This window comes from Bacillus proteolyticus (assembly GCF_001884065.1).
In the GTDB taxonomy this organism is placed as follows: domain Bacteria; phylum Bacillota; class Bacilli; order Bacillales; family Bacillaceae_G; genus Bacillus_A; species Bacillus_A proteolyticus.
In genome coordinates this window covers 1-21,925 of sequence record NZ_MACH01000006.1, presented here as the reverse complement: position 1 = coordinate 21,925, position 21,925 = coordinate 1, and the positions used below count along the sequence as shown (strand labels likewise).

The following is a 21,925-nucleotide window of genomic DNA, read 5'->3' as shown; positions in this document are numbered from 1 at the left end:
GAGGCTGCTCTATTGAGCAGCCTCTTTTCTATTTTTCACGCTTTTCTTTAATTGCTACTGTACATCTTGAAATACATATTAAATCATCATTTTCATCAATGATACGAATATCCCAAACCATCGTTGAATTTCCTCTATGTATCGGTGTCCCGATTGCTGTTACGATTCCATCTTTCTTTGAGCGAATATGATTTGCATTAATCTCTAGACCGAAGCAAATACATTTCTCTTGATCAATTAAATTATATGATCCAACACTTGCTACCGTTTCTGCTAATGCAACAGATGCACCACCGTGTAAAAATCCAAATGGCTGGTGCGTGCGCTCATCAACAGGCATCGTAGCAACCACCTTATCTTCTGTCATCTCTAACAACTCAATTCCAAGTGAATCCATTAAAGTTTTTGACATATCGTTTCCCCCTTTTCCTCACTTTTAATTAAATGTATATTTTTACCTATTTACTTTCAAACTACCTATAACACTTATATAAGGAGGTTTCACCTAAATGAAACAGAAATTTTGTATACCACTGCTTATGTTCTCCTTGCTCACTATTGTACCAAATTGTGCACTAGCAGCCAAAGCATCTAACCTGACAATCGATGTTCAGACTGTAACGCAAAAAGGTAAGAAACCTTATATAGAATATCAAATTAATAGGCCTTCCTTTCACAACTTTTCTGACTCGAAATTTCAAAATAAGCTGAATTCCTATTACAAAAACTCTACTTCCAAATTTAAAAGTAAATTAGAAAAAGAAGCGAAGAAATATTATAAAGAAACAGAAGGATCTAGTACACCTTTCCATCCATACGTTGCAAATGTTGACTATAAAGTAGCTTTAAACAAACTACCTTTCCTAAGTCTATATGTGAATTACTATCAATATACAGGCGGAGCACACGGTCTTTATACGTGGAAGGCACATACATTTGATTTGAATGAGAGAAAATTATTACACTTAGACGACCTATTCCAACAAGAGGATAAATATAAAGAAATAATTCGCACAGAGATTGTAGGGCAAATTAAACAAAATGAAAGCATTTATTTTCCTGATGCAGTCGAAAAAGTAACGAGCGCGAAAAAGTTTCACTACTTTTTAGAGCCCGATAATCTCGTTATTTATTTTCCATTATATGAAATTGCTCCTTATTCAAGCGGAATCCCGCAATTTCGTATTCCATATACGTTGCTAAGAGACTATTTAAAGCCTTCTTATCAAAATATTTTGATTGACAACAAGTAAATATTTTCGCTACGATAATGTTAACCTAAAAACAACAGGAGGTTAACATTATGAGAAGATTTCATGTTTTAGATTTAGCATTAGCTGCCATGTTCGTCGCTCTTATGGCTATTGGTGCAAATATTGTATCTTGGGCACCATTCTTACAAATAGCGGGCGTTCCATTATCTATGCAACCATTTTTCGCAATTTTAGCAGGGCTTCTTCTTGGAAGTAGACTTGGCGCATTATCAATGACTGTTTACATGCTTGTTGGAGTAGCAGGTGCGCCAATCTTCGCTAACTTCAAAGCTGGATTTGGAGCACTTTTAGATCCTACTGGTGGTTTTATTATCGCATTTATTATCGTTGCTTACGTATCAGGAAAAATAGTAGAACAAAAAGAACGACCAACATTCAGCACCTTTGCAATTGCTTCTTTCGCCGGAATCATTTTAACGTATATTATCGGTACTACTTACATGTACGGAGCAGTCAATATTTTCATGGGTGGTAATATGAGCTATAAAGCTGCTTGGATGATTATGATGTGGTTCGCAGTAAAAGATATTACATTTACAATTATCGGCGCTATTATCGCACCTCGCATATACTATGCTGTACGTCGCTCGGCTTATCAGCATTCTCATTCGAAGATTTCATAATAAAAAAGGAGCTGTTCCTATAGGAACAGCTCCTTTTTTATTATATTAAGACTCTTGCTTCATTTGCTCGTCTAAAATTTTCTTCATCATTACTATCATATCATCACGTAATTCTTCGTGTTGCAATGCCATTTCAATTGTTGTTTGAACAAACCCTAATTTTTCACCAACGTCATAACGCTTTCCTTCGAAATCATATGCAAATACACGTTGAATTTCATTTAAGCTTTGAATTGCATCCGTTAACTGAATTTCGCCACCTGCTCCAACTTGTTGCTGTTCCAAGAACATAAAGATTTCAGGAGTTAAAATGTAACGTCCCATAATCGCTAAGTTTGAAGGCGCAGTACCTTGCGCTGGTTTTTCAACGAAATTACGAACTTGATAACGACGTCCCTCTTGCTCTAACGGATCAATAATTCCGTAGCGATGTGTTTCTGCTTCAGGAACAGTTTGTACACCAATAACAGAAGAAAGTGTTTTGTCATACTCGTCCATTAATTGACGTAAACATGGTTTTTCAGCTTGAACGATATCATCGCCTAATAATACTGCAAACGGCTCATCACCAATGAATTTACGCGCGCACCAAACAGCATGTCCTAATCCTTTTGGTTCTTTTTGACGAATGTAATGGATATCTACCATTTTAGAAGAAGCTTGTACTTTTTCAAGTAACTCATACTTTTTCTTCTCTAATAAGTTTTGCTCTAATTCAAATGCGTTATCAAAATGATCTTCGATAGAGCGCTTTCCTTTACCAGTAACGATAATAATATCTTCGATGCCTGATTTTACTGCTTCTTCTACGATGTATTGAATTGTTGGTTTATCTACAATTGGAAGCATTTCTTTTGGCATTGCTTTCGTTGCTGGTAAAAAGCGTGTTCCTAATCCCGCTGCCGGGATAATTGCTTTTCTCACTTTTTTCATGACAAATACCCTCGCTTTTCATTCTAATTCTCTTAGTAAAGTGCAAATTTATAACACTCGCTCGTAATAATCCTCTACATCAAACAAAACTATAAGAAAAGAGGAGGCCGTTCTCCGTTCTCCTCTTTTCCTATCAGTAGCACTCTATTCTATTATAAACGATTCATAATATCTTCTTTAATAGTAAGTAACTTTTGTTCACTATTTTGTAAGGAATCATCTTGTACACCAAAGTAGAATTTAATTTTCGGCTCTGTTCCAGATGGACGTAAGCAGAACCAAGAACCATCTTCTAATTGATATTTTAACACATTTGATTTCGGTAAGTGAATCTCTTCCTTATTTCCATCTTGTAACGTTGTAATGATGCTTTCCTTATAATCCTCAACTGCAACGACTGTTAAACCCGCTACTTCTTTCGGAGGATTCCCGCGGAATGTTGCCATCATCTTTTGAATCTGTTCGGCACCGTCTTTTCCTTTTAACGTTAACGATACAAGGTCCTCACGGAAGAACCCATACTTCTTAAATACTTCTAACAGACCATCATATAACGTTTTACCCTGTGATTTGTAGTACGCAGCTACTTCACATGCAAATAGAACAGATTGCACCGCATCTTTATCACGGCAGAATGGACGGATTAAATAACCGTAGCTTTCCTCATAACCGAATTGGAATTCATATTGTCCGCTTTCTTCATACTGTTTAATTTTCTCACCGATAAATTTAAATCCAGTTAACGTATCAACTGTATCTAAACCGTATGCTTTTGCGATTGTACGGCCAATTTCAGACGTTACGATTGTTTTTAAAACAACACCGTTTTCTGGAAGCGTTCCGTTTACTTTCTTTTGTGATAATAAGTAATCAAGCATTAACGCACCTGTTTGGTTACCAGTTAACACTTGGAACTCACCATCGTGATTGCGAACTGCTACACCTAGACGGTCTGCATCAGGATCTGTTGCGATTAACACGTCTGCGCCTACTTTTTCACCGTCGCGAATTGCATACTCAAACGCTGCATGCTCTTCTGGGTTTGGTGATTTTACTGTAGAGAAGTTTGGATCTGGTAACTCTTGCTCTTTTACAACTGTTACATCTGTAAATCCAACTTCTTCTAAACCACGGCGTACCGAAATGTTTGATGTTCCATGTAATGGTGTAAAGACGATTTTTAAATCTTTTCCTACTTCTTTCACCATTTCTTTATTAATAATGACATTGTTCAATTCTGCCGCATATGCATCATCTACTTCTTGTCCAATTATATGTAATAAACCGTCAGCTTTTAATTGCTCAACATCAGCAACTTCAACTGTTAATTCATTTTCTACTGCATTTACGTAGCTAATTAACTCATCAGCTTCCTTTGGAGGCAACTGGCCACCATCTTCACCATATACTTTATAACCGTTATATTCGGGCGGATTATGGCTTGCCGTAAGAACGATTCCACTTGCTGTATGTAAATGACGAACTGCGAAAGAAAGCACTGGTGTTGGACGTAAGCTTTCAAACACATATGTTGTAATACCGTGTGCACCAAGCGTAGCAGCTACTTCCATTGCGAATTCAGGTGATTTATGACGAGAATCATACGCGACAACTACACCGCGTTTTTTCGCTTCTTCACCTAATTTTTCAATAAACATAGCTAGTCCTTTTGTTGCTTTACGAACTGTATATACATTTAAACGGTTCGTACCAGCACCAAGTTCACCACGCATACCACCTGTGCCGAATTCTAGATTTTTATAAAAGCTATCCTCGATTTTCTTCTCATCTTGCTTCATGTTTTCTAGCTGTTCTTTTAATTCTGCGTCTAATTCTGCATATGAAAGCCAGCGACTAAATTCTTGTTTCCAATTCATACTTCCATCTCCTCTCGCCTGTCATACCTTCATTATATGAAAAAAACAACCTGCATCTCAATATTTTTTAAAATCTAGCAGGATTTTACTATAAATTTTTGTGTACACTATGGTTAAATACTCCACCAAAGGGAATGAGGATTATGCAAGAATGGGGCTTGTCAGAAGAGCTCAAAATACAAACAAAACAAATGATTGAAATTGCTGAAAAAGAATTATCAATTATGAGACAGGCAATTGATAAAGAAGATGAATGTATTTTATGCAAAATGGAAGATATTCATCACATGTTAGCAAATGTACAAACATTGGCAGCTACATACTATATTCAGGCTTATTTATCACCTTATACGGAAAGCTCACAGTTTATCACAAGAGCTGTCCAACATTTAAGCGCCCGAAAGCACGGTGCCCTAATCGTTGTAGAGCGAAACGAGACACTCGAATCTTTCATTCAAACTGGTACAACATTAAATGCTCATTTAACCGCACCGTTACTTGAATCAATTTTTTATCCAGGTAACCCTCTTCATGATGGAGCCATTCTCGTGAAAAATAATCATATTGTCTCAGCTGCTAATATTCTTCCGTTAACGAAAAGTACAGAAATTGATCCTGAGCTAGGAACACGTCACAGGGCAGCAATTGGCTTATCAGAAAAAAGTGATGCACTTATATTAGTTGTCTCTGAAGAAACAGGTCGTACTTCATTCGCTTTAAATGGTACGTTATATACGATTTCTTTATAAGGCGAATCTTTCACTATGTAACACTTTTTTTGAACAGTACAATAATAAATGAATGAATGATATCGACTTACCGAAAAAAATTGACAATAATCGTACCATGTCAATAATAAAGGGCTGCCTCAAAAAAATTTGAGACAGCCTTTTTCAAAAATTATTCTTCTCCAAAACGTTCAACAAGTGTTGCAAGTGTACGAACCATTGCACCTGTTGCTCCAGATGGCCCTAAATCATGCGCGCCTGTTGTTTCAGATGTTCCAGCGATATCTAAGTGTACCCATGGTGTGTCTTCAGCGAATTCACCTAGGAATGTCCCAGCCATAACCGCATGTCCTTCGCGGCCTGGTGAGTTATTTAAATCAGCAAATTTACTGTTTCGAACGCGTTCTTTATCACGATCAAAAATCGGTAATTGCCAAATTGGCTCATCCGTTTCCATTGATGCTTCTAATACTTGTTCAAACAGCTCTTCATTATTTGTCATCGCGCCTGTTGTATGATTTCCAAGTGCAACAATTACACCACCTGTTAATGTTGCAATATCAACTAAGTAATTTGCACCAAGCTTCTTCGCATACGTAATACCGTCAGCTAACGCTAGACGACCTTCTGCATCTGTATTTAATACTTCGATTGTTTTTCCGCTCATAGATGTAATCACATCATCTGGCTTGAATGCAGTACCACTTACAACGTTATCCGTTGATGGAATTACAGCGATAACATTTTGCTCTGGGCGAAGTTCACCGATAATTTCCATCGCACCTAAAACAGCAGCAGCACCGCCCATATCGCCTTTCATGCCGACCATACCTTCACGTGGTTTTAAAGAGTAGCCACCTGTATCATATGTAATCCCTTTTCCAACAAATCCAATTACATCTGTCCACTCTTCTTTTCCTTTATAAATAAGAGCGATCATTTTTGGTGGCTCTGTACTACCTTGGTTTACTGCAAGCAATGCACCCATACCAAGGTCTTCCATCTCTTCTTTCTCAAGAACTTTATAGTCCATATCGTATTTTTCCGCTAATTCAACCGCATACTCAGCAAGTTTTGTCGCTGTTAATACGTTTGGCGGCATATTCACTAGTGTACGAGCTGAATTTGTTGCGCGTCCATGTACGTAACCAACTGTTAATGCAGCTTCAATTTCTTGTGCATCTTCCGCTGTAATAGCCGTGAACTTCTCTAGCTCTACACGTTCCTTTTTATCTGATTTATACGTTTGTAATTCATATGTACCAAGACCTTGTACTTCTGCTGCAATATGGGCAACATCAATCGCGTCTAACTTCTCTGTTACGAAAGAATCAAGTAAGATTGCTGCATCTTGTACTTTGGCTGCCTGTAGTGTTTTAAACGTCTTCCCAAGAGCCGCACGTAATGTTTCCGTCGTATAAGATTCTTTCTTTCCTAAACCAACGAAATAATAACGTTTCACATTTGTTTTCCCTAAACTATGTACTTTTGAAATAGCTTTCTTCTTAGTAGAAAGTTCTTTCTCTTCTAATAAAACTTGTAATTGTCCTTCAAACGCTTTGTCCAGTTCTTGTACAAAACTACTCGTTTGTTCTTCTTCAAATAAGGCAACAATCACAGCTTCATGGCTTGCTAATTCTTTTTGTACTTGAAACATGTTCAGACCCCCTAAATTTCTCTACTCTACCTTTATTATAACTTTATTTTCGATAAAATGCGACAATTCTAACTTCTGTTACATCCTATATAATCCATCTTTCTGCCATTTCTTCTATTATAAAATAAAAAAGTCTAGCGTTATTACCACTAGACTATCTTTGCTTTAAATATTGGCCACGAAACACTTGCATCGTTTCGTCTTCATTTAACATCGTTAACTCTTCTTCTGTAAACTTACCATTTCCTACCTTAACTACATATACATTTACTTTTTTCTTACCCCATTGGCTATAAACATCTTTTACCGTATCATAATATAAATCGAGACGATTTCCTTTTATAGCACCGCCCTTATCAGCGACAACCCCATATCCGTAATCTGGTACGAATAAAATCGTTCCAATCGGGAATACACGTAAATCCGCAGCAATTGTAGAATATAAATCCCTTTTCGCTTTAACACCTGAATATGTAATACCATACTCTGGATGTCCTGGACTCTTACCAGTTGACTCCACTCCTGACGTATAACCAGTTGCAGTCATTTCAATTGAACGATATTTAGACCAGTCGTTTGCCTGCTCTAAAGCATTTATCACTTCTTTACTCGGAGCAACATTTCTCTTAACTTCTGCTGCATGTACTTCTTTTGCACTCGTTCCCTCATATTTCTTTACAATCTCTAATAAAGAAACTCCTGTGAAAGCATTCCATGTTACGCATAATGCGGATACAAGTAAACAAGTCATCATAATGCGAATACAATATCGTTTTAACATTTTTATATTCCACACTCCTTCATCGTTAATCATTCCCTATACAATGAAGGAATATGCAAAAAAAATAATCTCCAAATGAATTGGAGATTAAAACATTTGATATCCGCTTTTCCGAAGTTTCTTAATTACGATTCCTGCTAAAGCAGCACCTACTAACCCAGTAGATAGAATAAACATATCTGCTTGTCCTAAATGCGATACACTTGTCCCAAATGAAGAAAATGTTTCTTTTGGCTTTGAAAAATAATCCCACACACTCGCCTTATTAATAATAAGCATACAAACAATCGGATACACAATAACCATTACCCATGTCGCTCGCAATATCATGTTGAGTAAAAATCCAATTCCAAAAAACAAAATAAAAAATAACATCATTGAAATAAGTAGTACCGGTATACTCACTCTTTCTCCCTCTCCTTCTCATGCGCCGTAAATACGTGATAAGCCGTATAACCAAATTGCTCTCCTGGATTTAATGTTTTGTCCATTTCAAGATGAAATTCTGATTTTCTTTCTAACAAATATTTAATAAGTACAGACGTATTTGGATCGTCTGCAATCGTATCTGGATGTAGAAACGCTACTTCAGACAATTCCTTCTCCTGTACAATAATATTTTCCCCTTCAGGTTCCAAAAGGAAAATAATCATATTATCACTAATTTCATTGCGAATCACGCCCGATCGAACGCCAATAATTCCCTTCACATGAGCGACAATACCTGTCTCTTCTAACACTTCACGTTTCACAGCTTCATCAACCGTCTCACCTTCATTTACAAAACCAGCCGGCAAAGACCATTTCCCCTTTAATCCACTGTATTTCTTCTTAACGAATAGCCACCTGCCATCTTTTGTGGCTACTAGGCCACTAACAGCTAACCATACTTTCCCGCGCTTCCCCATGATGCAACCTCCTCTACTAGAGAGAACAGAATATTCTTTCTTTTTTATATATTATACTATATTTTTAAGTACACTGTGACTTTTCCTTTCTTAGAATAATGCCCCATTGCCACCAACTTAAAAAATTGGCATTTCCCTATATCGAAAAAAATGAGCCGAATTATTATAAATAACTCTGGAAAGATAAAATTTTCATTTTGGGGATACTTCAAAATATCAGCCTGATGGACATAGGTATCACCACATGTCCATGGATTAAAGAAAAAGCATATTATTAAACTGTGCCCTACTCTTTGGGTCGGAAGAGGTGCTATAGATGAATATAAAGGCATATAGGGCTCAACTGTTTTCTTGGTCTAAGGAGTCCAAGGTAGAAATAGTAGAACTCATTTCCGCTGGCATAGGTATGGCCGGACCTGTTCTGTTCGCCACATTTCTAGGCTATCCCGCTCTTGGTTTTGCTGCATCGGTCGGAAGTTTGGCAGTCAGTAGCGTGAAAGTCGGTTCAAGTTTTATAAATCACGGGGAAAAGTTGGCGTCAGCGCTCATATCAGTAGCACTCGCTGCAATTGCTGCTGTTCTCTCTTTCGGACAAGGCTACCTGACATTCGGAGTCTTGACCCTGCTGGTAATCCTTGCTACGTTAATTGGCGGATATAGTCGGGCTTTGGCCGTGGCAACAACACGCTTTGTCATATTCCTGATCATCATCCTCAATATGTTAGACCAGACGGAGTACCCGATGGCACTAATTTTTTCAATCTTAGCAGGAGCGATTTGGACCATCAGTATCAGCTTGGTACTAGGCATCTGGGTACACCGCTGTTTTAAATCATCGCTGGATGGAGCTATGAAAGGGCCAACATCGAAAAAAATCATTCTATGGTGGAATTCTCTTGCACACCTATCCAGTTGGCAATTCCCAATCAGGCTCGCATTATGTCTAGTTATTGCTGAGGGATTACGAATACTTTGGCCCGAGCACCACTTCTATTGGATTGCAATTACCGTAGCGATCCTTACTCAGCGGAAAATAGAATTCTTTCCAATCAAAACAACACAACGAGTGCTTGGTACAATAATCGGCGTGATTGTTGCGAGCTTGCTTCTCGCAACTAGTCTACCAATTTGGGGATTAGTTATAAGTATCGGTCTATTCGCCAGTGTTCGACCTCTTCTAAAGGTTCGAAATTACCTTGTATACTCTGCAACCATGATTCCGCTCATTATTTTGGTCATGGAAGCCGGCAAGCCGTTCCAGTCTATCATTCTGTTCGACCGTGTATTTGCAACCCTTATCGGTGCAGTCATCGTGATTGCAGTGAACTTGATATTCAGTAGAGCGCTGGCGAAATCAGTGTAAAGGTGGTTATCTAGCGAAAGATGCTTTCATATTTTTCTCATTTTTTCCAGTTGAACAAAATCCCCTAAAATGAAAAAATACGCTATTCTTTCTGTATGATCATAAGAAAGAATGGCGTTTTTGTATGTCTATTTCTGTATCTGATAAATGACAATTATTTGTTAAATAACTATATAGAATGGAAGTATGAAGAAAACGAAACAGGGGCCTCACGAATCTGCATTTTCTTTCTTCGAAAACGTGTATTATACAAAAAAAAGCAGAAACAGCTCATAGCCGTATCTGCTTTTCTCCACTATATATTAAAATAACTTCAATTTACCTTTTTTAAGAACTAATAAAGGTCCACCTAATAAGAATAGGTAACGGTTATCAATAACTTTCTTCATGAAGGAAGCTTTCCAACCTGTTAACTTTTTGCCCATAACAACGCCCATTGCATCGTCATGACCTAAAGAACATACAGATCCTTTATTGTCGAATGCGAATGTTTTCATTTCGCCTTTGCCACGAACTAACACAGTTAAGTTGTGTGCAATGTTGTAACCTTGTTGAATTGCGATTTGTGCTGTTGGTGGGTATGGACGGTTAATTTCTTCGTTAATGATTAAGGCTGCGTCACCAACCATGAATACATCTTCGTATCCTGGAGCGTGCATGTACTCATCAACTTTTACACGTCCGCGCATTGCTTCAAAGCCAGACTCTTCCACAATACCGTTACCACGAACACCTGCAGCCCAAACTACTGTTTCAGACTTAATTAATTCAGTATCATCACCATTTGCAACGATAATACCTTCTTCAGTTCCTTCTTTAATTGCTGTACCGATGCGGAATTCTACGCCTTTTTTCTCAAGTTGTTTTACAGCGTATTCTACTAATGCTGGATCGAAACCTGGAAGTGCTGTTGGAGCAGCTTCAACGCAAATAATACGTGCTTTTTCACGTGGTACATCGTACTGTTTGCAAAGTTCAGGAACACGGTTTGCAAGCTCACCTACGTATTCGATACCAGTAAATCCAGCACCACCAACAACGATTGTTACTAACTCATCGCGTTTTTCAGTTGCATATTTAGCGAAACTAGCTTCCATATGCTCACGAATTTGACGAGTTGCATTAATGTTAGCGATTGAGAATGCATGCTCTTTTAATCCTGTAATTCCGAATGTTTCTGATTCGAAACCAAGACCGATTACTAAGTAGTCATACTCTAACTCGCCGTCTTTTAAGATAATGCGTTTTTCAGCAGCTTTAATTTCTACTACTGTATCTTGTACAAAGTTCACTTTATTTGTATCGATAACGTCTTGAATATCTAGACAGATTTTTTCATCTTGTAATGTACCAGCTGCGCTCTCATGTAACCAAGTCGCTTGGTAGTGATAGCTGTTGTTGTTTACTAACGTAATTTCAGCTTCATTTACAGATAATGCTTTTTGCAGACGAACAGTCGTAATCATCCCGCCATAACCTGCACCTAAAACTACGATTTTTGGAGTCTTCACCAAATCACAACCCTTTTCTTTATATAATAGTAATGAAAAATAATACCAAGTACTAAAAACTCTATTTGTCAAGAATGTGGAATTTATCACATTCTATATCATAACAACACGCATTCAAAAAATCGTACGAAATTTGTCATAGAAATTTAACATAATACTTCCCTATATTAGTCGGTTTTATTCCAGAATTCAAGCACCTAGCGAATTATCAATATTTTAAAATAACATAGCGTTTTCAAGGGTTTTTCAGCCTTTTTTTCATGTATTTTCCTTTCCCTCTATTTTATACAATTAAAAAAGCATCCATGCGAAAACTTACACATAATTCAGTCGTTTTCAGAAGTATTATAAACTCAAATATGCTATCATTTATTTGAAAGTGTCATCATTTGCAGGATTTTCGTGTACATATGAACAATATATGAAATCAATATCAAAATTCCATCATCTATAGGGGGAATGAAAGTGGCAGAAAATCAAAAAGTTTACGACATAACAATTATTGGTGGTGGTCCAACAGGACTGTTCACCGCATTTTATGGCGGTATGAGACAAGCAAGTGTAAAAATCATTGAAAGCTTACCTCAACTTGGAGGGCAATTATCCGCACTCTACCCTGAAAAATATATTTATGATGTAGCTGGATTTCCAAAAGTACGCGCACAAGAGTTAGTTGATAACTTAAAAGAGCAAATGAAGAAGTTTGATCCAACCGTTTGCTTAGAAGAAGCTGTTGATACTCTTGAAAAACAAGCTGACGGTATATTTAAACTTGTTACAAATAAACAAACTCATTACTCTAAATCTGTCATTATTACTGCTGGTAATGGTGCTTTCCAACCACGCCGCTTAGAATTAGAAGGCACAGCAAAATATGAAAAGAAAAACTTACATTATTTCGTTGATGATATGAATAAATTTGCTGGAAAACGTGTCGTGGTATTCGGCGGCGGTGACTCAGCAGTAGACTGGACGATGATGTTAGAACCAATTGCAGACAAAGTTACAATCGTTCATCGCCGTGATAAATTCCGTGCGCATGAACATAGCGTCGAAAGCTTAATGAATTCTCGTGCAGAAGTAAGCACACCGTACGTTCCAGTAGAACTCATTGGTGATGACACGATTGAACAAGTCGTTCTTCAGCACGTAAAAACTGAAGAGAAAATTATCATAGATGTTGATGACGTAATCGTAAACTACGGCTTCGTTTCTTCTCTTGGCCCAATTAAAAACTGGGGTTTAAACATTCAAAAAAACAGCATCCTCGTGAATTCAAAAATGGAAACAAATATTCCTGGCATTTATGCTGCCGGTGACATTTGTACATATGAAGGAAAAGTAAAACTCATCGCTTGCGGCTTTGGTGAAGCACCGACAGCAGTAAACAATGCAAAAGCTTACTTCGATCCAAACGCAAAACTCCAACCAATGCATAGCTCAAGTATGTTTTAATATAGAAATGAAAAGAACTCCTTTTACATGAAAGGAGTTCTTTTCATTTAGAGATTCCTAATCGAAATTCCTCCTTTTCCTAGATAAAATACATTTCAACTTAATAAAAAACACTACTACCTTCCAAAATATGTTACAATAAAACAGAACGTATGTTTCGTCCAATAAAGGGAGGTTTTATTAATGAAAGAACCAATCATAGTAACAAAAGAAGCTTTCCAAGCAATCGGCGTTTCGATTACGACGACAAACGAAAAAGAGGCATCTACTGAAGGAGAAATTCCAAAACTTTGGAATCGCTACTTCCAAGAACAAATCATGCATCACATCCCAAATCAACAAACAAAAGAAACATTCGCTTTCTACTCAAACTACGAATCAGATGAAACTGGTACATATCAATTTACAATCGGTATGCCCGTTTCTTCATTAGAAGACGTTCCTGAAAATATGACAACTTTAACAATACCTGCCGCGACATATGCGGTATTTACAACGAGAAAAGGCCCTGTGTCTGAAGTCGTGTGCGAGGCTTGGGAATATATTTGGCAATGGTCGAAAGAAAACAAACGTGCTTTTACAACAGATTTCGAACTGTATGATGAAAAAGCAACGGATCCAAATAACGTACAATTGGATATTTATATTGCTTTAGCTTAAAAAAGGTGCCCTTCGGCATCTTTTTTTGTCGTTAAATAGCCACTGTGCAAATCCAACATTATTGTCTACAATGAGAAAGTGCAGTATAGAAATATTAGAAACTGTATAAAACGATTGTTAATAGGTTTTTTAGTCTAAATTTGGTACATAGAAAGGAAGCAATATGGAGGAACTACAACAAAATAAATCTGCTTTAGAAGGAAGCGGAAAACCGTTATTAAAAAATACAAACTTCCTTTTTCTTTGGGCAGCTACTCTCTTTTCAAGTTTTGCTTTAGCCTTTTTTACTTTTTCACAAACATGGTACATAGCAAAAACATTAAACCTTGAGGCTTCACTCGGTATTGTTTTCGTGGCTCTTAGTGTTCCAAGGCTCATTTTTATGATTATTGGCGGAGCATTAGCTGATAAATTCCCCAAAAAAAACATTATGTTTTACTCAAATATTATTCGTGCTATTCTTGTCGCAACAATTCTCACTTGGTTCATCGTCGGTGATGTAACACTATATACATTTGCTTTGTTCGCTTTGTTCTTCGGACTTGCTGACGCTTTCTTCTGGTCAGCAGACGGCTCTATTCTGCCTGAACTTGTAGAAAAAAGCCGTTTAACACAAGCAAATTCACTTACTCAAATGACAAACCAAGCATCTGTCATTTTAGGACCTGTACTTGGCGGCATTCTCATTAAATTTACGAACTATGAAACGATCTTTTCGATCACGATTTTATTACTGATCGTCGCAGCCATACTCGTTCAAAAAATACAATTTACGATGCCGGAACAGCAAAATACAGACAAAGGCATGTTCACTTCTATTAAAGAAGGAATTTTATACGTAAAGGAATCACCCTTCCTTTCAACTTTCCTTCTTTGTAGCGCCTTTTTAAATTTATTTTTAATTGGTCCGATGCAAGTCGGTTTCCCGCTTTTCGTTAAAAATGTTCTGCACGGTGACTCGCTTCAGTTCAGTTACTTAGAAGCATCTGTCGGCGGCGGGATGGCGATAGGAGCTGTCATTGTCGGATTAAAAAATATTAACCGCAGACGTGGTTTATTTTGTATTATCATGATGCTACTTTCTGGTGTATTCTTCCTATCCATCAACTTTAGCACTGTACTTTGGCAAGCATTATTAGCTGGAATGTTTTACGGTATTACAATCGCGATGGCAATCGTTCCACTTATGGCAATGATTCAATCCACAGTAAAAGAAGAAATGATGGGCCGCGTTATGAGTTTACTCATGCTTTCATCGATGGGATTCATTCCGCTCTCTTATGCATTTACATCGATTGCACTTTGGGCAGGCATTCCAATTGTAACGATTATGAAAAGCGGTGCGATTGCTGTTATCGTCTTCGTACTATTTGTCGCGATTCGTGTTCCAGTTGTAAGAAAGTTTGATTAGCTACTTGGGGTCATGTATTATACGCATGGCTCCTTTTTAAACGGATCAAATAACGGTATTCCCTTACTCCTTCTCAAAGCTGCTCCCCATTCTAATCCAACCTCTAAAAATAAATCTCGGACTGTACTATACAAAAGTGCCCTAACGTCTTTACGAATTTCCCCATATTTATACGCTCTCACAACACTTTTCACGCGCCAAATTAAATTTCCATACACTTCTTCGTCAGCTAATATTTGCTCTAATAAAACACCTTGCTCTAGTAATCCACTCTTTTTATAAGCAAGTTCCACCTTACTCCAAAATATATTAATCTTTTTCGGATTACTCGTCATCGGCACCAGTGCGTATATAAATGGCTTCGGTATATCGTGACGACAATACGTTTCATCAAGCTCATACGTTACTTTTCTTTTCTCTTTTATTTGTGGAATGTTTTTAGAAAGAATTGTTTCCCGCTCATTTTTTTGCTCGTTTCCACTACAGCCATCTGCACAATCATCACTTTCACATGCGGACATTTTCATACGGTCATCCATGCGGTCAATTGCAGATCTAAGAAATACATATAAGTTTGCACTATATCCCCCGCGCTTATATCTTTCTTTTGTCGCAACACGCTTTATAATTCCTAGTTCCTCTAACTTTGCAATTGAGCGGCGTACTGTACGAATACTTTTTCCAACATTTGTAGCAATCGTCTCCATCAATGGACACGCAACTCCCACTGTTTTCTGTTTCTCATTCACTGCATACTTTCCTAAAAAATGAATAATGATAGCATCCGTTTTATTCAATTGAAATCGATAGCACTTCAAAACTTGTTTTTGATACGTATTAAACTCTTCTTTACTTCGAAATTCACTGTATGGTTTCATTAAATTATATAAGCTTCCCATTTTTATCACCTCATTTATAGGTAAAGAGCAGGAAGAGAAATTGGCGTGATATTTAATATTTTTTTAGTGGAGATGAAAATATGATCGTAATTAGCGCTTGTTTAGGTGGTATTGCTTGTCGTTATGATGGAAATGACAATCTCATTTCAAAGATAGAGGAGCTTCTGCAAAAAGAAGATACAGTCCTCATTTGTCCTGAAGTATTAGGAGGACTACCAACGCCTCGTCCTTCCGCTGAAATTATTGGTGGGAATGGCGATGACGTTTTAGATGGAAAAGCAAAGGTAATGACAAAAGACGGTGAAGATGTCACAGAATCTTTCGTGAGTGGTGCTTATAAAGCTCTAGAACAAATTAAAGATTTACACCCAGAATATATTATTTTAAAAGAACGCAGTCCATCTTGTGGTAGTGCTACGATTTACACCGGAGAATTTAACGGCAATAAGCAAACTGGTTATGGGGTGACGACTGCTTTATTTAAAAGACATGGATTTAAAGTCATTTCAGAAGAGGATTTTGAGAATAAAGTGAAACTTTAATCAGTGTTTTTTTCCATCCCCCACTTATTATTAGCCCACACCAATCGGGCATTTAAGGGCAGCCCGACTCCCATCTAACTTCTTTCCTCCAGCTGAATTTTGAGGTGGGAGTCTTACTGCCCGCAAATAGCGGGATAAAAAAAGGAATTGACTCTGTTCGTCAATTCCTTTTTCCTATCTTATTTCACACCTAGTTTTTCTTTCACTTTCGCTGGAAGCTCGTCTTTCTTCACTTCTTCCCAAGCTGTTACACCTTTTTCATCTGAGTAGAATACACGCAAGAACGCTTCTTTACGAAGGTTTTTCACAGCTGTAAATTCTAACTCTTTTTCTTTACCTTCTTTATCAAATGCAGGTAACTTATACTCAAATAATTTTAATGGCTGACCACCATCAGCTTTTTCATTCTTCTCAATTCCATCAGTCGTAATTTGAACGTAATACTCATCTTTCCCCATACGGTTTAAATCACAACCAACTAACAAACTTGCAAATACAACTAAAATACTAAATAGTGCAATGTATCTTTTCATTTCCTTCACCTCATATGTTTTTTCTTATATTCTTATCTTAAAGCCCAGGGCTTAAAGAAGAAATTCAAAAACATGACATGAACATTACACTTTTGTAAGATAATAATTATTTCTTCACTTTAGAAACTGTCATCCCGTCACCAATTGGAATTAGTACAGATTCTAAATTGGGATGTGTTGCTACCACTTCATTAAACTTCTTCATAACTTCTGTATAACGTTTTGATTTCACACTTTCATCAGCTACACTACCAGCAGCTAGAACATTATCTGTAACAATTAATGCGCCTGGCTTAGCAAGTCGGATGCAGTATGTTAAGTAATTTTCATAATTCTCCTTATCAGCGTCGATAAAGAAGAAATCAAATCGCTTATTACCTGTGGCGAATTTTTCAAGACTTTGTAAAGCAGCACCAGTCATATACGACACTTGTTTTCCAAATCCCGCTTTATGTAAATTGCTGTGCGCTACCTTTGCATATTTCTCTTCTAGCTCAAGTGAAGTTAACGTGCCTTCTTCTCCAAAACCTTTCGCAAGACAAATTCCGCTATACCCACCTAATGCACCTATTTCTAAAATATCTTTCGCTCCAGAAATGGAAACTAACATCGTTAAAAGTTTACCCGAAGAAGGTGATACCGATATCGGCGGCATTTCGTTTTCTTTTATGGAAGCAATCACTTCATCCAAAAGAACATCTTGACCACAAAATACAGAATCAATATAACGATTAATTTGTTTCATCAGGTGTAGTCCCTTTCTCTAGATCTGCCTTCTCATCTAACATAGGCGCTTCTTCCGTTTCACTCTCATGTATTTCAAATAGTTGTGTAAATTCATTAATAACCATATCAATTGCCTTTAATTCCCCGATTAAAATTTGCTGAATGGACTGGAATTCTGGCTCACTTAACTGTTGCTTAATCGTAGCACGCTTTAAATTCATCATTTCTAAAAAGGCAATCGCTCTCCCGCGGCGAAATGTTTTCGGCCCGCGATGATGAGATCCATCTCTCCCCCTATGACGCTCACCACGGTGACGGCCTTCTTTCATGAACTTATCTTCTCTCATTTTAAATCCCCCTTTGTATACAAATGTATACAAAATGTCAAAAGAAAAAACCTTAAGGGAAATGAATTTTATAATTCATCTTCCGTAAGGTTTTTTCTTCTCTATCTCTTTACTGCCAATTTTTCTATGTACCTATTACCGCCAATAACGTCTTTCACGCCAGTTTCGCCACTTATCACGGATTTTATCAAGTAATTTCCCTATACCGTTTATTACACCTTCTATTATGCATTCTATTATAATATTTATCACAAGGTATCTTATACATCTAAAAATAGAACCTATAACGTACTTCAATACAAATTCAAAAATATCTTCCAGCATATATCTCCTCCTCTTTCTATCCTTCAATTATACTTGTAAGAAAGAGAACGATTAAAGCAAAATAAAAGACCTCCTTAACGATTTTATTCCATCGCTAAAAAGGTCTTTTTCTATTTCGGCCAAAAACTTAGCACTCTTCTGGCTTACCAGCATTCGACGCTGTACGGAAAGATGATCCGCATCCACACGATGCAATTGCGTTTGGATTGTCGATTGTGAATCCGCCGCCAAGCATCGATTGTTTATAATCAACTTTTACTCCTTTAACAATCGGAGCACTTTCTTTATCGATAACAAATTCAACACCGAAAAATTCAAGAACTGTGTCGTCTTCTTTTGGTTCTACTTCAAATCCTAAGCCGTAAGAAAGACCGCTACATCCGCCGCCGTGTACAGCAAGGCGCACGTACTTCTCTCCATCTTCAGCATCTTTTAACATATCTTTAATTTGAAAAGCTGCTTGCTCTGTTACTTCAATCATGAAATACACCATCCTTTCTGTTCTCGTTCTATTATACATCTTTACGCTTCTATCTTGTACTCATACACTCCGCGGCAAATTACTTCCGCAGGTCCTTTCATTAACACATTTCCTTCTTCTGTCCATGCAATCATTAAATCGCCACCTGCTAAGTGAACTGTAATTTCTTTACTACGTTCCATTTTTCCATTGAGAATTGCCGCAACTACAGCTGCACATGCTCCTGTCCCGCAAGCTTGCGTTACACCAGATCCACGTTCCCAAACACGGAAATTCATTTCTTCATCATTCAAAATCTCGATGAACTCAACATTCACTCGCTCCGGGAACATTTCATGCGTCTCAAGAACTGGCCCTAACGTTGTAAGAGGCGCTTTTTCTACATCATCAACAAAGATAACCGCATGTGGATTCCCCATTGAAACAGCTGTAAATGCGTAACGGTGATTATTGTATAAGAAGTTTTCACGAATAAATGGTGTTTCTCCTTCACCAAGCATCGGTATCTCTTCGCGTGTTAAACGAGGTGCTCCCATGTCTATTTTCGCTAATGTAACTTTGTCATCTTCTACCGTTACTTCTGCCGTAACGATACCAGCTAACGTTTCAATTGTGAAAACTGTATCTTCTACTAGTTTATGCTCATACGCATATTTCGCTACGCAGCGTAAACCATTTCCACAGCTCTTCCCTTCTGAACCATCGTTATTAAACATGCGCATTTTTACTGGTGCCACATCAGAAGGACAAATTAAAATCATTCCATCTGCACCAATACCAGTATTAATATTTGAAACCTTTTCCGCTACAAGAGCTAACTCTTCTTCCCTAATTTGTTCCTCAAACATATTTACATATATATAACTATTGCCAAGACCATGCATTTTTGTAAAAGAAAATTGGCTCATTTTTATTCACTCCAAAAATAATTTATTATTTCAAGTATAAAATGCATGCTTTTAGAACACAATATGAATGTCCCCCGTTTCTCATATTTGACAACATTTTGGCGATAAGTCATTCTTACACAAATCGTGTAAGAAAAAAGCCCTTCTAAAAGGGCCTTTTTTTATTTATATTCCGTATTATCCTACCCTGCGAAATAACGTTTTATCTAATGAAAAAGGTGTTGCCGATTCGCAACACCTTAAAACATTGGATTTTCATCCAAATACTCATATACATTATTAACAAGTTCTTCTACTGTCGCACCTTGTACTACTTCACCATTCACAAGGGCAAATGGTCCTTCAAAACAAATACCACAATATCCTAAACAACCATACTCCATTACATCTAAATTCGGATCTTTTTCTAATTTCTCTAAAGCTGCTTGTGAACCACTCGCAAGGTTACCTACACAAAATTCAATTAATGGTTTAATCAAAATTCTCCCCCCTGTACTACAAAAAAATTACCTTCTGACTTCATCTATAAGAAGAAAACTAAGCTGTTTCTTGTTGTTTTCGTTACATATTCTAAACTATTTAGTTACTTCATTACTTCACTTCAAAGTAGATGACTGTTTCTATGTAACATGCTATTCATAATGAAATAGTAACTAGCAAATGAAAACAGTTTACTTTACTTTTCTTCTTATTGTACAACAGAGTATTCATTCATGCATTGTTATTTGTTCACAAATTCGATATAATTTGATTGAGTAAAGTCAAAATATTTTATTAATATAAAATTGTATGATTAGGGGATATTTCAACAGAAAAGGGGTAATCCATCATGAAACACCTCGTACTACTAGGTGGCGGCTACGGTGGAATGAGAATTCTGCAGCGGCTACTTCCAAACAACCAACTTCCAGATGATGTACAAGTGACATTAATCGACAAAGTACCATATCATTGCTTCAAAACTGAATATTATGCATTAGTTGCGGGTACAATTTCAGAAACGCATATTCGTATACCGTTTCCTGAGCACCCACGTCTCAATATTCAATACGGCACAGTAACAAATATTGACCTCGAAACGAAAGCCGTTCATCTCGATGGCGGTGAAACGATTCAATATGATGATTTAATTATTGGGCTTGGCTGTGAAGATAAATATCATAACGTTCCCGGGGCGAAGGAATATACACATAGCCTACAGTCAATTGAGCAAACACGTAAGACATATGAACAATTAAATAGCTTAGAACCAAATGCAACAGTAGCTGTCGTTGGGGCTGGTTTAAGCGGCGTTGAAGTGGCAAGTGAACTTCGCGAAAGCCGTTCAGATTTAAAAATCTATTTATTTGATCGAAAAGATAGAATTTTATTCCCGTATCCTGAAAAATTAAGTAGATACGTAGAAGAATGGTTTGTAAAACATAAAGTTAACATTATACGTAACTCTAACATTACAAAAGTGGAACCAAACATTGTATACAACCACGATGAGCCACTTGAGTGTGATGCAATCGTATGGACCGCTGGTATTCAAGCAAATGAAGTTGTTCGAAACCTTCCAGTTGAACAAGATGGTAGCGGACGGGTTGTTTTAACAAAATATCACAATATTCCAAATAACGAGCATGTTTATGTTGTCGGGGATTGTGCAGCACTTCCACATGCACCATCTGCTCAGCTTGCTGAAGGTCAAGGAGAACAAATTGTCCAAATATTATTAAAACGTTGGAATAATGAGCCACTTCCTGATGAACTGCCGGTTATAAAATTAAAAGGTGTTCTCGGTTCTCTCGGCAAAAAACACGGATTTGGTTTACTAGCAAACCAACCATTAATGGGGCGTGTACCGAGATTATTAAAATCCGGTCTTCTTTGGATGTACAAATATCATAACGGTTAATACTTTAAAGGCTGTCTACTATGTAGACAGCCTTTTTCTATTCATTTTAAAAAAAATAACTTTATCAATATAATTTAATAAATT

25 protein-coding genes are annotated in these 21,925 nt (G+C 37.2%); 9 read left to right on the top strand and 16 right to left on the bottom strand.

Going from position 1 to position 21,925, the window contains the following annotated elements; genetic code table 11:
- Positions 1–28: 28 nt before the first annotated feature.
- Positions 29–412, bottom strand: coding sequence for a hotdog fold thioesterase (locus tag BAQ49_RS01680; RefSeq protein WP_071743951.1), 384 nt, complete (start codon positions 410–412; stop codon positions 29–31).
- Positions 413–509: 97 nt separating this feature from the next.
- Here BAQ49_RS01680 and BAQ49_RS01675 point away from each other — a divergent pair, with 97 nt between their 5' ends.
- The gene (locus tag BAQ49_RS01675) at positions 510–1,253 is read left to right on the top strand and encodes a DUF3298 and DUF4163 domain-containing protein (RefSeq protein WP_071743950.1); all 744 of its coding nucleotides are present in this window, start codon (positions 510–512) and stop codon (positions 1,251–1,253) included.
- 50 nt (positions 1,254–1,303) lie between these two features.
- Positions 1,304–1,897, top strand: a complete 594-nt coding sequence (locus tag BAQ49_RS01670) for a biotin transporter BioY (protein WP_071743949.1) — start codon at positions 1,304–1,306, stop codon at positions 1,895–1,897.
- A 45-nt stretch (positions 1,898–1,942) separates the two neighbouring features.
- On the opposite strand, the gene galU is transcribed toward BAQ49_RS01670, so the two are convergent.
- Complete coding sequence (gene galU, locus BAQ49_RS01665) at positions 1,943–2,830, bottom strand: UTP--glucose-1-phosphate uridylyltransferase GalU (protein WP_071743948.1); 888 nt, start codon at positions 2,828–2,830, stop codon at positions 1,943–1,945.
- 152 nt (positions 2,831–2,982) lie between these two features.
- On the bottom strand, positions 2,983–4,707 hold the full coding sequence (locus BAQ49_RS01660; protein WP_071743947.1) for a phospho-sugar mutase: 1,725 nt from the start codon (positions 4,705–4,707) through the stop codon (positions 2,983–2,985).
- A 143-nt stretch (positions 4,708–4,850) separates the two neighbouring features.
- On the opposite strand from BAQ49_RS01660, the gene cdaS reads away from it, so the two are divergent.
- Complete coding sequence (gene cdaS / locus BAQ49_RS01655) at positions 4,851–5,456, top strand: sporulation-specific diadenylate cyclase CdaS (protein WP_071743946.1); 606 nt, start codon at positions 4,851–4,853, stop codon at positions 5,454–5,456.
- Positions 5,457–5,607: 151 nt separating this feature from the next.
- Here cdaS and pepA read toward each other — a convergent pair whose 3' ends face one another.
- The 4 genes from pepA to BAQ49_RS01635 all read right to left on the bottom strand — a co-directional run bounded on the left by pepA (position 5,608) and on the right by BAQ49_RS01635 (position 8,781).
- Positions 5,608–7,092 (bottom strand): cytosol aminopeptidase, encoded by a 1,485-nt coding sequence (gene pepA, locus BAQ49_RS01650; RefSeq protein WP_071743945.1) that lies wholly within the window; start codon positions 7,090–7,092, stop codon positions 5,608–5,610.
- Between the two features lie 154 nt (positions 7,093–7,246).
- Positions 7,247–7,873: a stationary phase survival protein SpsC gene (locus BAQ49_RS01645; RefSeq protein ID WP_002156546.1), complete on the bottom strand. Its 627-nt coding sequence runs from the start codon at positions 7,871–7,873 to the stop codon at positions 7,247–7,249.
- Between the two features lie 87 nt (positions 7,874–7,960).
- Entirely contained in the window at positions 7,961–8,278 is a 318-nt protein-coding gene (locus BAQ49_RS01640) for a YuiB family protein (protein ID WP_000027018.1), read from the bottom strand.
- A complete protein-coding gene (locus tag BAQ49_RS01635; RefSeq protein ID WP_071743944.1) occupies positions 8,275–8,781 on the bottom strand; it encodes an NUDIX hydrolase in 507 nt (168 codons plus the stop codon). The genes BAQ49_RS01640 and BAQ49_RS01635 overlap by 4 nt, the downstream gene beginning before the upstream one ends.
- A gap of 316 nt (positions 8,782–9,097) precedes the next feature.
- Between BAQ49_RS01635 and BAQ49_RS01630 the strand changes: the two genes are divergently transcribed.
- Positions 9,098–10,144, top strand: a complete 1,047-nt coding sequence (locus BAQ49_RS01630) for an FUSC family protein (protein WP_071743943.1) — start codon at positions 9,098–9,100, stop codon at positions 10,142–10,144.
- Between the two features lie 302 nt (positions 10,145–10,446).
- On the opposite strand, the gene BAQ49_RS01625 is transcribed toward BAQ49_RS01630, so the two are convergent.
- Positions 10,447–11,655 (bottom strand): NAD(P)/FAD-dependent oxidoreductase, encoded by a 1,209-nt coding sequence (locus tag BAQ49_RS01625; RefSeq protein WP_071743942.1) that lies wholly within the window; start codon positions 11,653–11,655, stop codon positions 10,447–10,449.
- 465 nt (positions 11,656–12,120) lie between these two features.
- On the opposite strand from BAQ49_RS01625, the gene BAQ49_RS01620 reads away from it, so the two are divergent.
- From BAQ49_RS01620 to BAQ49_RS01610, 3 genes are all read left to right on the top strand, one after another.
- On the top strand, positions 12,121–13,110 hold the full coding sequence (locus tag BAQ49_RS01620) for an NAD(P)/FAD-dependent oxidoreductase (RefSeq protein WP_071743941.1): 990 nt from the start codon (positions 12,121–12,123) through the stop codon (positions 13,108–13,110).
- A 183-nt stretch (positions 13,111–13,293) separates the two neighbouring features.
- The gene (locus BAQ49_RS01615; RefSeq protein ID WP_071743940.1) at positions 13,294–13,770 is read left to right on the top strand and encodes a GyrI-like domain-containing protein; all 477 of its coding nucleotides are present in this window, start codon (positions 13,294–13,296) and stop codon (positions 13,768–13,770) included.
- A gap of 163 nt (positions 13,771–13,933) precedes the next feature.
- Positions 13,934–15,181, top strand: a complete 1,248-nt coding sequence (locus tag BAQ49_RS01610; protein ID WP_071743939.1) for an MFS transporter — start codon at positions 13,934–13,936, stop codon at positions 15,179–15,181.
- 17 nt (positions 15,182–15,198) lie between these two features.
- Here BAQ49_RS01610 and BAQ49_RS01605 read toward each other — a convergent pair whose 3' ends face one another.
- On the bottom strand, positions 15,199–16,080 hold the full coding sequence (locus BAQ49_RS01605) for a helix-turn-helix domain-containing protein (protein WP_071743938.1): 882 nt from the start codon (positions 16,078–16,080) through the stop codon (positions 15,199–15,201).
- Between the two features lie 80 nt (positions 16,081–16,160).
- Between BAQ49_RS01605 and BAQ49_RS01600 the strand changes: the two genes are divergently transcribed.
- Complete coding sequence (locus tag BAQ49_RS01600; RefSeq protein WP_071743937.1) at positions 16,161–16,622, top strand: 2-thiouracil desulfurase family protein; 462 nt, start codon at positions 16,161–16,163, stop codon at positions 16,620–16,622.
- Positions 16,623–16,801: 179 nt separating this feature from the next.
- Here the strand turns inward: BAQ49_RS01600 and BAQ49_RS01595 are convergent, their stop codons facing one another.
- From BAQ49_RS01595 to BAQ49_RS01565, 7 genes are all read right to left on the bottom strand, one after another.
- Positions 16,802–17,155: a YxeA family protein gene (locus BAQ49_RS01595; RefSeq protein ID WP_071743936.1), complete on the bottom strand. Its 354-nt coding sequence runs from the start codon at positions 17,153–17,155 to the stop codon at positions 16,802–16,804.
- A 106-nt stretch (positions 17,156–17,261) separates the two neighbouring features.
- Positions 17,262–17,900 carry an O-methyltransferase gene (locus BAQ49_RS01590; RefSeq protein WP_071743935.1) on the bottom strand — a complete coding sequence of 213 codons (639 nt, stop codon included), beginning with the start codon at positions 17,898–17,900 and terminating at the stop codon, positions 17,262–17,264.
- Entirely contained in the window at positions 17,887–18,228 is a 342-nt protein-coding gene (locus BAQ49_RS01585) for a hypothetical protein (protein ID WP_071743934.1), read from the bottom strand. Before BAQ49_RS01585 ends, BAQ49_RS01590 begins: the two co-directional genes overlap by 14 nt.
- Positions 18,229–18,363: 135 nt before the next feature.
- The gene (locus BAQ49_RS01580) at positions 18,364–18,552 is read right to left on the bottom strand and encodes a hypothetical protein (RefSeq protein WP_071743933.1); all 189 of its coding nucleotides are present in this window, start codon (positions 18,550–18,552) and stop codon (positions 18,364–18,366) included.
- A gap of 127 nt (positions 18,553–18,679) precedes the next feature.
- Positions 18,680–19,033 (bottom strand): HesB/IscA family protein, encoded by a 354-nt coding sequence (locus BAQ49_RS01575; RefSeq protein ID WP_000573823.1) that lies wholly within the window; start codon positions 19,031–19,033, stop codon positions 18,680–18,682.
- 41 nt (positions 19,034–19,074) lie between these two features.
- On the bottom strand, positions 19,075–19,941 hold the full coding sequence (gene dapF / locus BAQ49_RS01570; RefSeq protein ID WP_071743932.1) for a diaminopimelate epimerase: 867 nt from the start codon (positions 19,939–19,941) through the stop codon (positions 19,075–19,077).
- A gap of 239 nt (positions 19,942–20,180) precedes the next feature.
- A complete protein-coding gene (locus BAQ49_RS01565; RefSeq protein WP_000595026.1) occupies positions 20,181–20,420 on the bottom strand; it encodes a YuzB family protein in 240 nt (79 codons plus the stop codon).
- 350 nt (positions 20,421–20,770) lie between these two features.
- Between BAQ49_RS01565 and BAQ49_RS01560 the strand changes: the two genes are divergently transcribed.
- The gene (locus BAQ49_RS01560; protein WP_071743931.1) at positions 20,771–21,841 is read left to right on the top strand and encodes an NAD(P)/FAD-dependent oxidoreductase; all 1,071 of its coding nucleotides are present in this window, start codon (positions 20,771–20,773) and stop codon (positions 21,839–21,841) included.
- Positions 21,842–21,925 lie beyond the last annotated feature (84 nt).

What these genes read in the sequence shown, in the direction of transcription:
- BAQ49_RS01680 (WP_071743951.1), bottom strand. Translation starts at nt 412, where the DNA reads ATGTCAAAAACTTTAATGGATTCACTTGGAATTGAGTTGTTAGAGATG.
- BAQ49_RS01675 (WP_071743950.1), top strand. Translation starts at nt 510, where the DNA reads ATGAAACAGAAATTTTGTATACCACTGCTTATGTTCTCCTTGCTCACT.
- BAQ49_RS01670 (WP_071743949.1), top strand. Translation starts at nt 1,304, where the DNA reads ATGAGAAGATTTCATGTTTTAGATTTAGCATTAGCTGCCATGTTCGTC.
- galU (WP_071743948.1), bottom strand. Translation starts at nt 2,830, where the DNA reads ATGAAAAAAGTGAGAAAAGCAATTATCCCGGCAGCGGGATTAGGAACA.
- BAQ49_RS01660 (WP_071743947.1), bottom strand. Translation starts at nt 4,707, where the DNA reads ATGAATTGGAAACAAGAATTTAGTCGCTGGCTTTCATATGCAGAATTA.
- cdaS (WP_071743946.1), top strand. Translation starts at nt 4,851, where the DNA reads ATGCAAGAATGGGGCTTGTCAGAAGAGCTCAAAATACAAACAAAACAA.
- pepA (WP_071743945.1), bottom strand. Translation starts at nt 7,092, where the DNA reads ATGTTTCAAGTACAAAAAGAATTAGCAAGCCATGAAGCTGTGATTGTT.
- BAQ49_RS01645 (WP_002156546.1), bottom strand. Translation starts at nt 7,873, where the DNA reads ATGTTAAAACGATATTGTATTCGCATTATGATGACTTGTTTACTTGTA.
- BAQ49_RS01635 (WP_071743944.1), bottom strand. Translation starts at nt 8,781, where the DNA reads ATGGGGAAGCGCGGGAAAGTATGGTTAGCTGTTAGTGGCCTAGTAGCC.
- BAQ49_RS01630 (WP_071743943.1), top strand. Translation starts at nt 9,098, where the DNA reads ATGAATATAAAGGCATATAGGGCTCAACTGTTTTCTTGGTCTAAGGAG.
- BAQ49_RS01615 (WP_071743940.1), top strand. Translation starts at nt 13,294, where the DNA reads ATGAAAGAACCAATCATAGTAACAAAAGAAGCTTTCCAAGCAATCGGC.
- BAQ49_RS01610 (WP_071743939.1), top strand. Translation starts at nt 13,934, where the DNA reads ATGGAGGAACTACAACAAAATAAATCTGCTTTAGAAGGAAGCGGAAAA.
- BAQ49_RS01605 (WP_071743938.1), bottom strand. Translation starts at nt 16,080, where the DNA reads ATGGGAAGCTTATATAATTTAATGAAACCATACAGTGAATTTCGAAGT.
- BAQ49_RS01600 (WP_071743937.1), top strand. Translation starts at nt 16,161, where the DNA reads ATGATCGTAATTAGCGCTTGTTTAGGTGGTATTGCTTGTCGTTATGAT.
- BAQ49_RS01595 (WP_071743936.1), bottom strand. Translation starts at nt 17,155, where the DNA reads ATGAAAAGATACATTGCACTATTTAGTATTTTAGTTGTATTTGCAAGT.
- BAQ49_RS01590 (WP_071743935.1), bottom strand. Translation starts at nt 17,900, where the DNA reads ATGAAACAAATTAATCGTTATATTGATTCTGTATTTTGTGGTCAAGAT.
- BAQ49_RS01585 (WP_071743934.1), bottom strand. Translation starts at nt 18,228, where the DNA reads ATGAGAGAAGATAAGTTCATGAAAGAAGGCCGTCACCGTGGTGAGCGT.
- BAQ49_RS01580 (WP_071743933.1), bottom strand. Translation starts at nt 18,552, where the DNA reads ATGCTGGAAGATATTTTTGAATTTGTATTGAAGTACGTTATAGGTTCT.
- BAQ49_RS01575 (WP_000573823.1), bottom strand. Translation starts at nt 19,033, where the DNA reads ATGATTGAAGTAACAGAGCAAGCAGCTTTTCAAATTAAAGATATGTTA.
- dapF (WP_071743932.1), bottom strand. Translation starts at nt 19,941, where the DNA reads ATGAGCCAATTTTCTTTTACAAAAATGCATGGTCTTGGCAATAGTTAT.
- BAQ49_RS01560 (WP_071743931.1), top strand. Translation starts at nt 20,771, where the DNA reads ATGAAACACCTCGTACTACTAGGTGGCGGCTACGGTGGAATGAGAATT.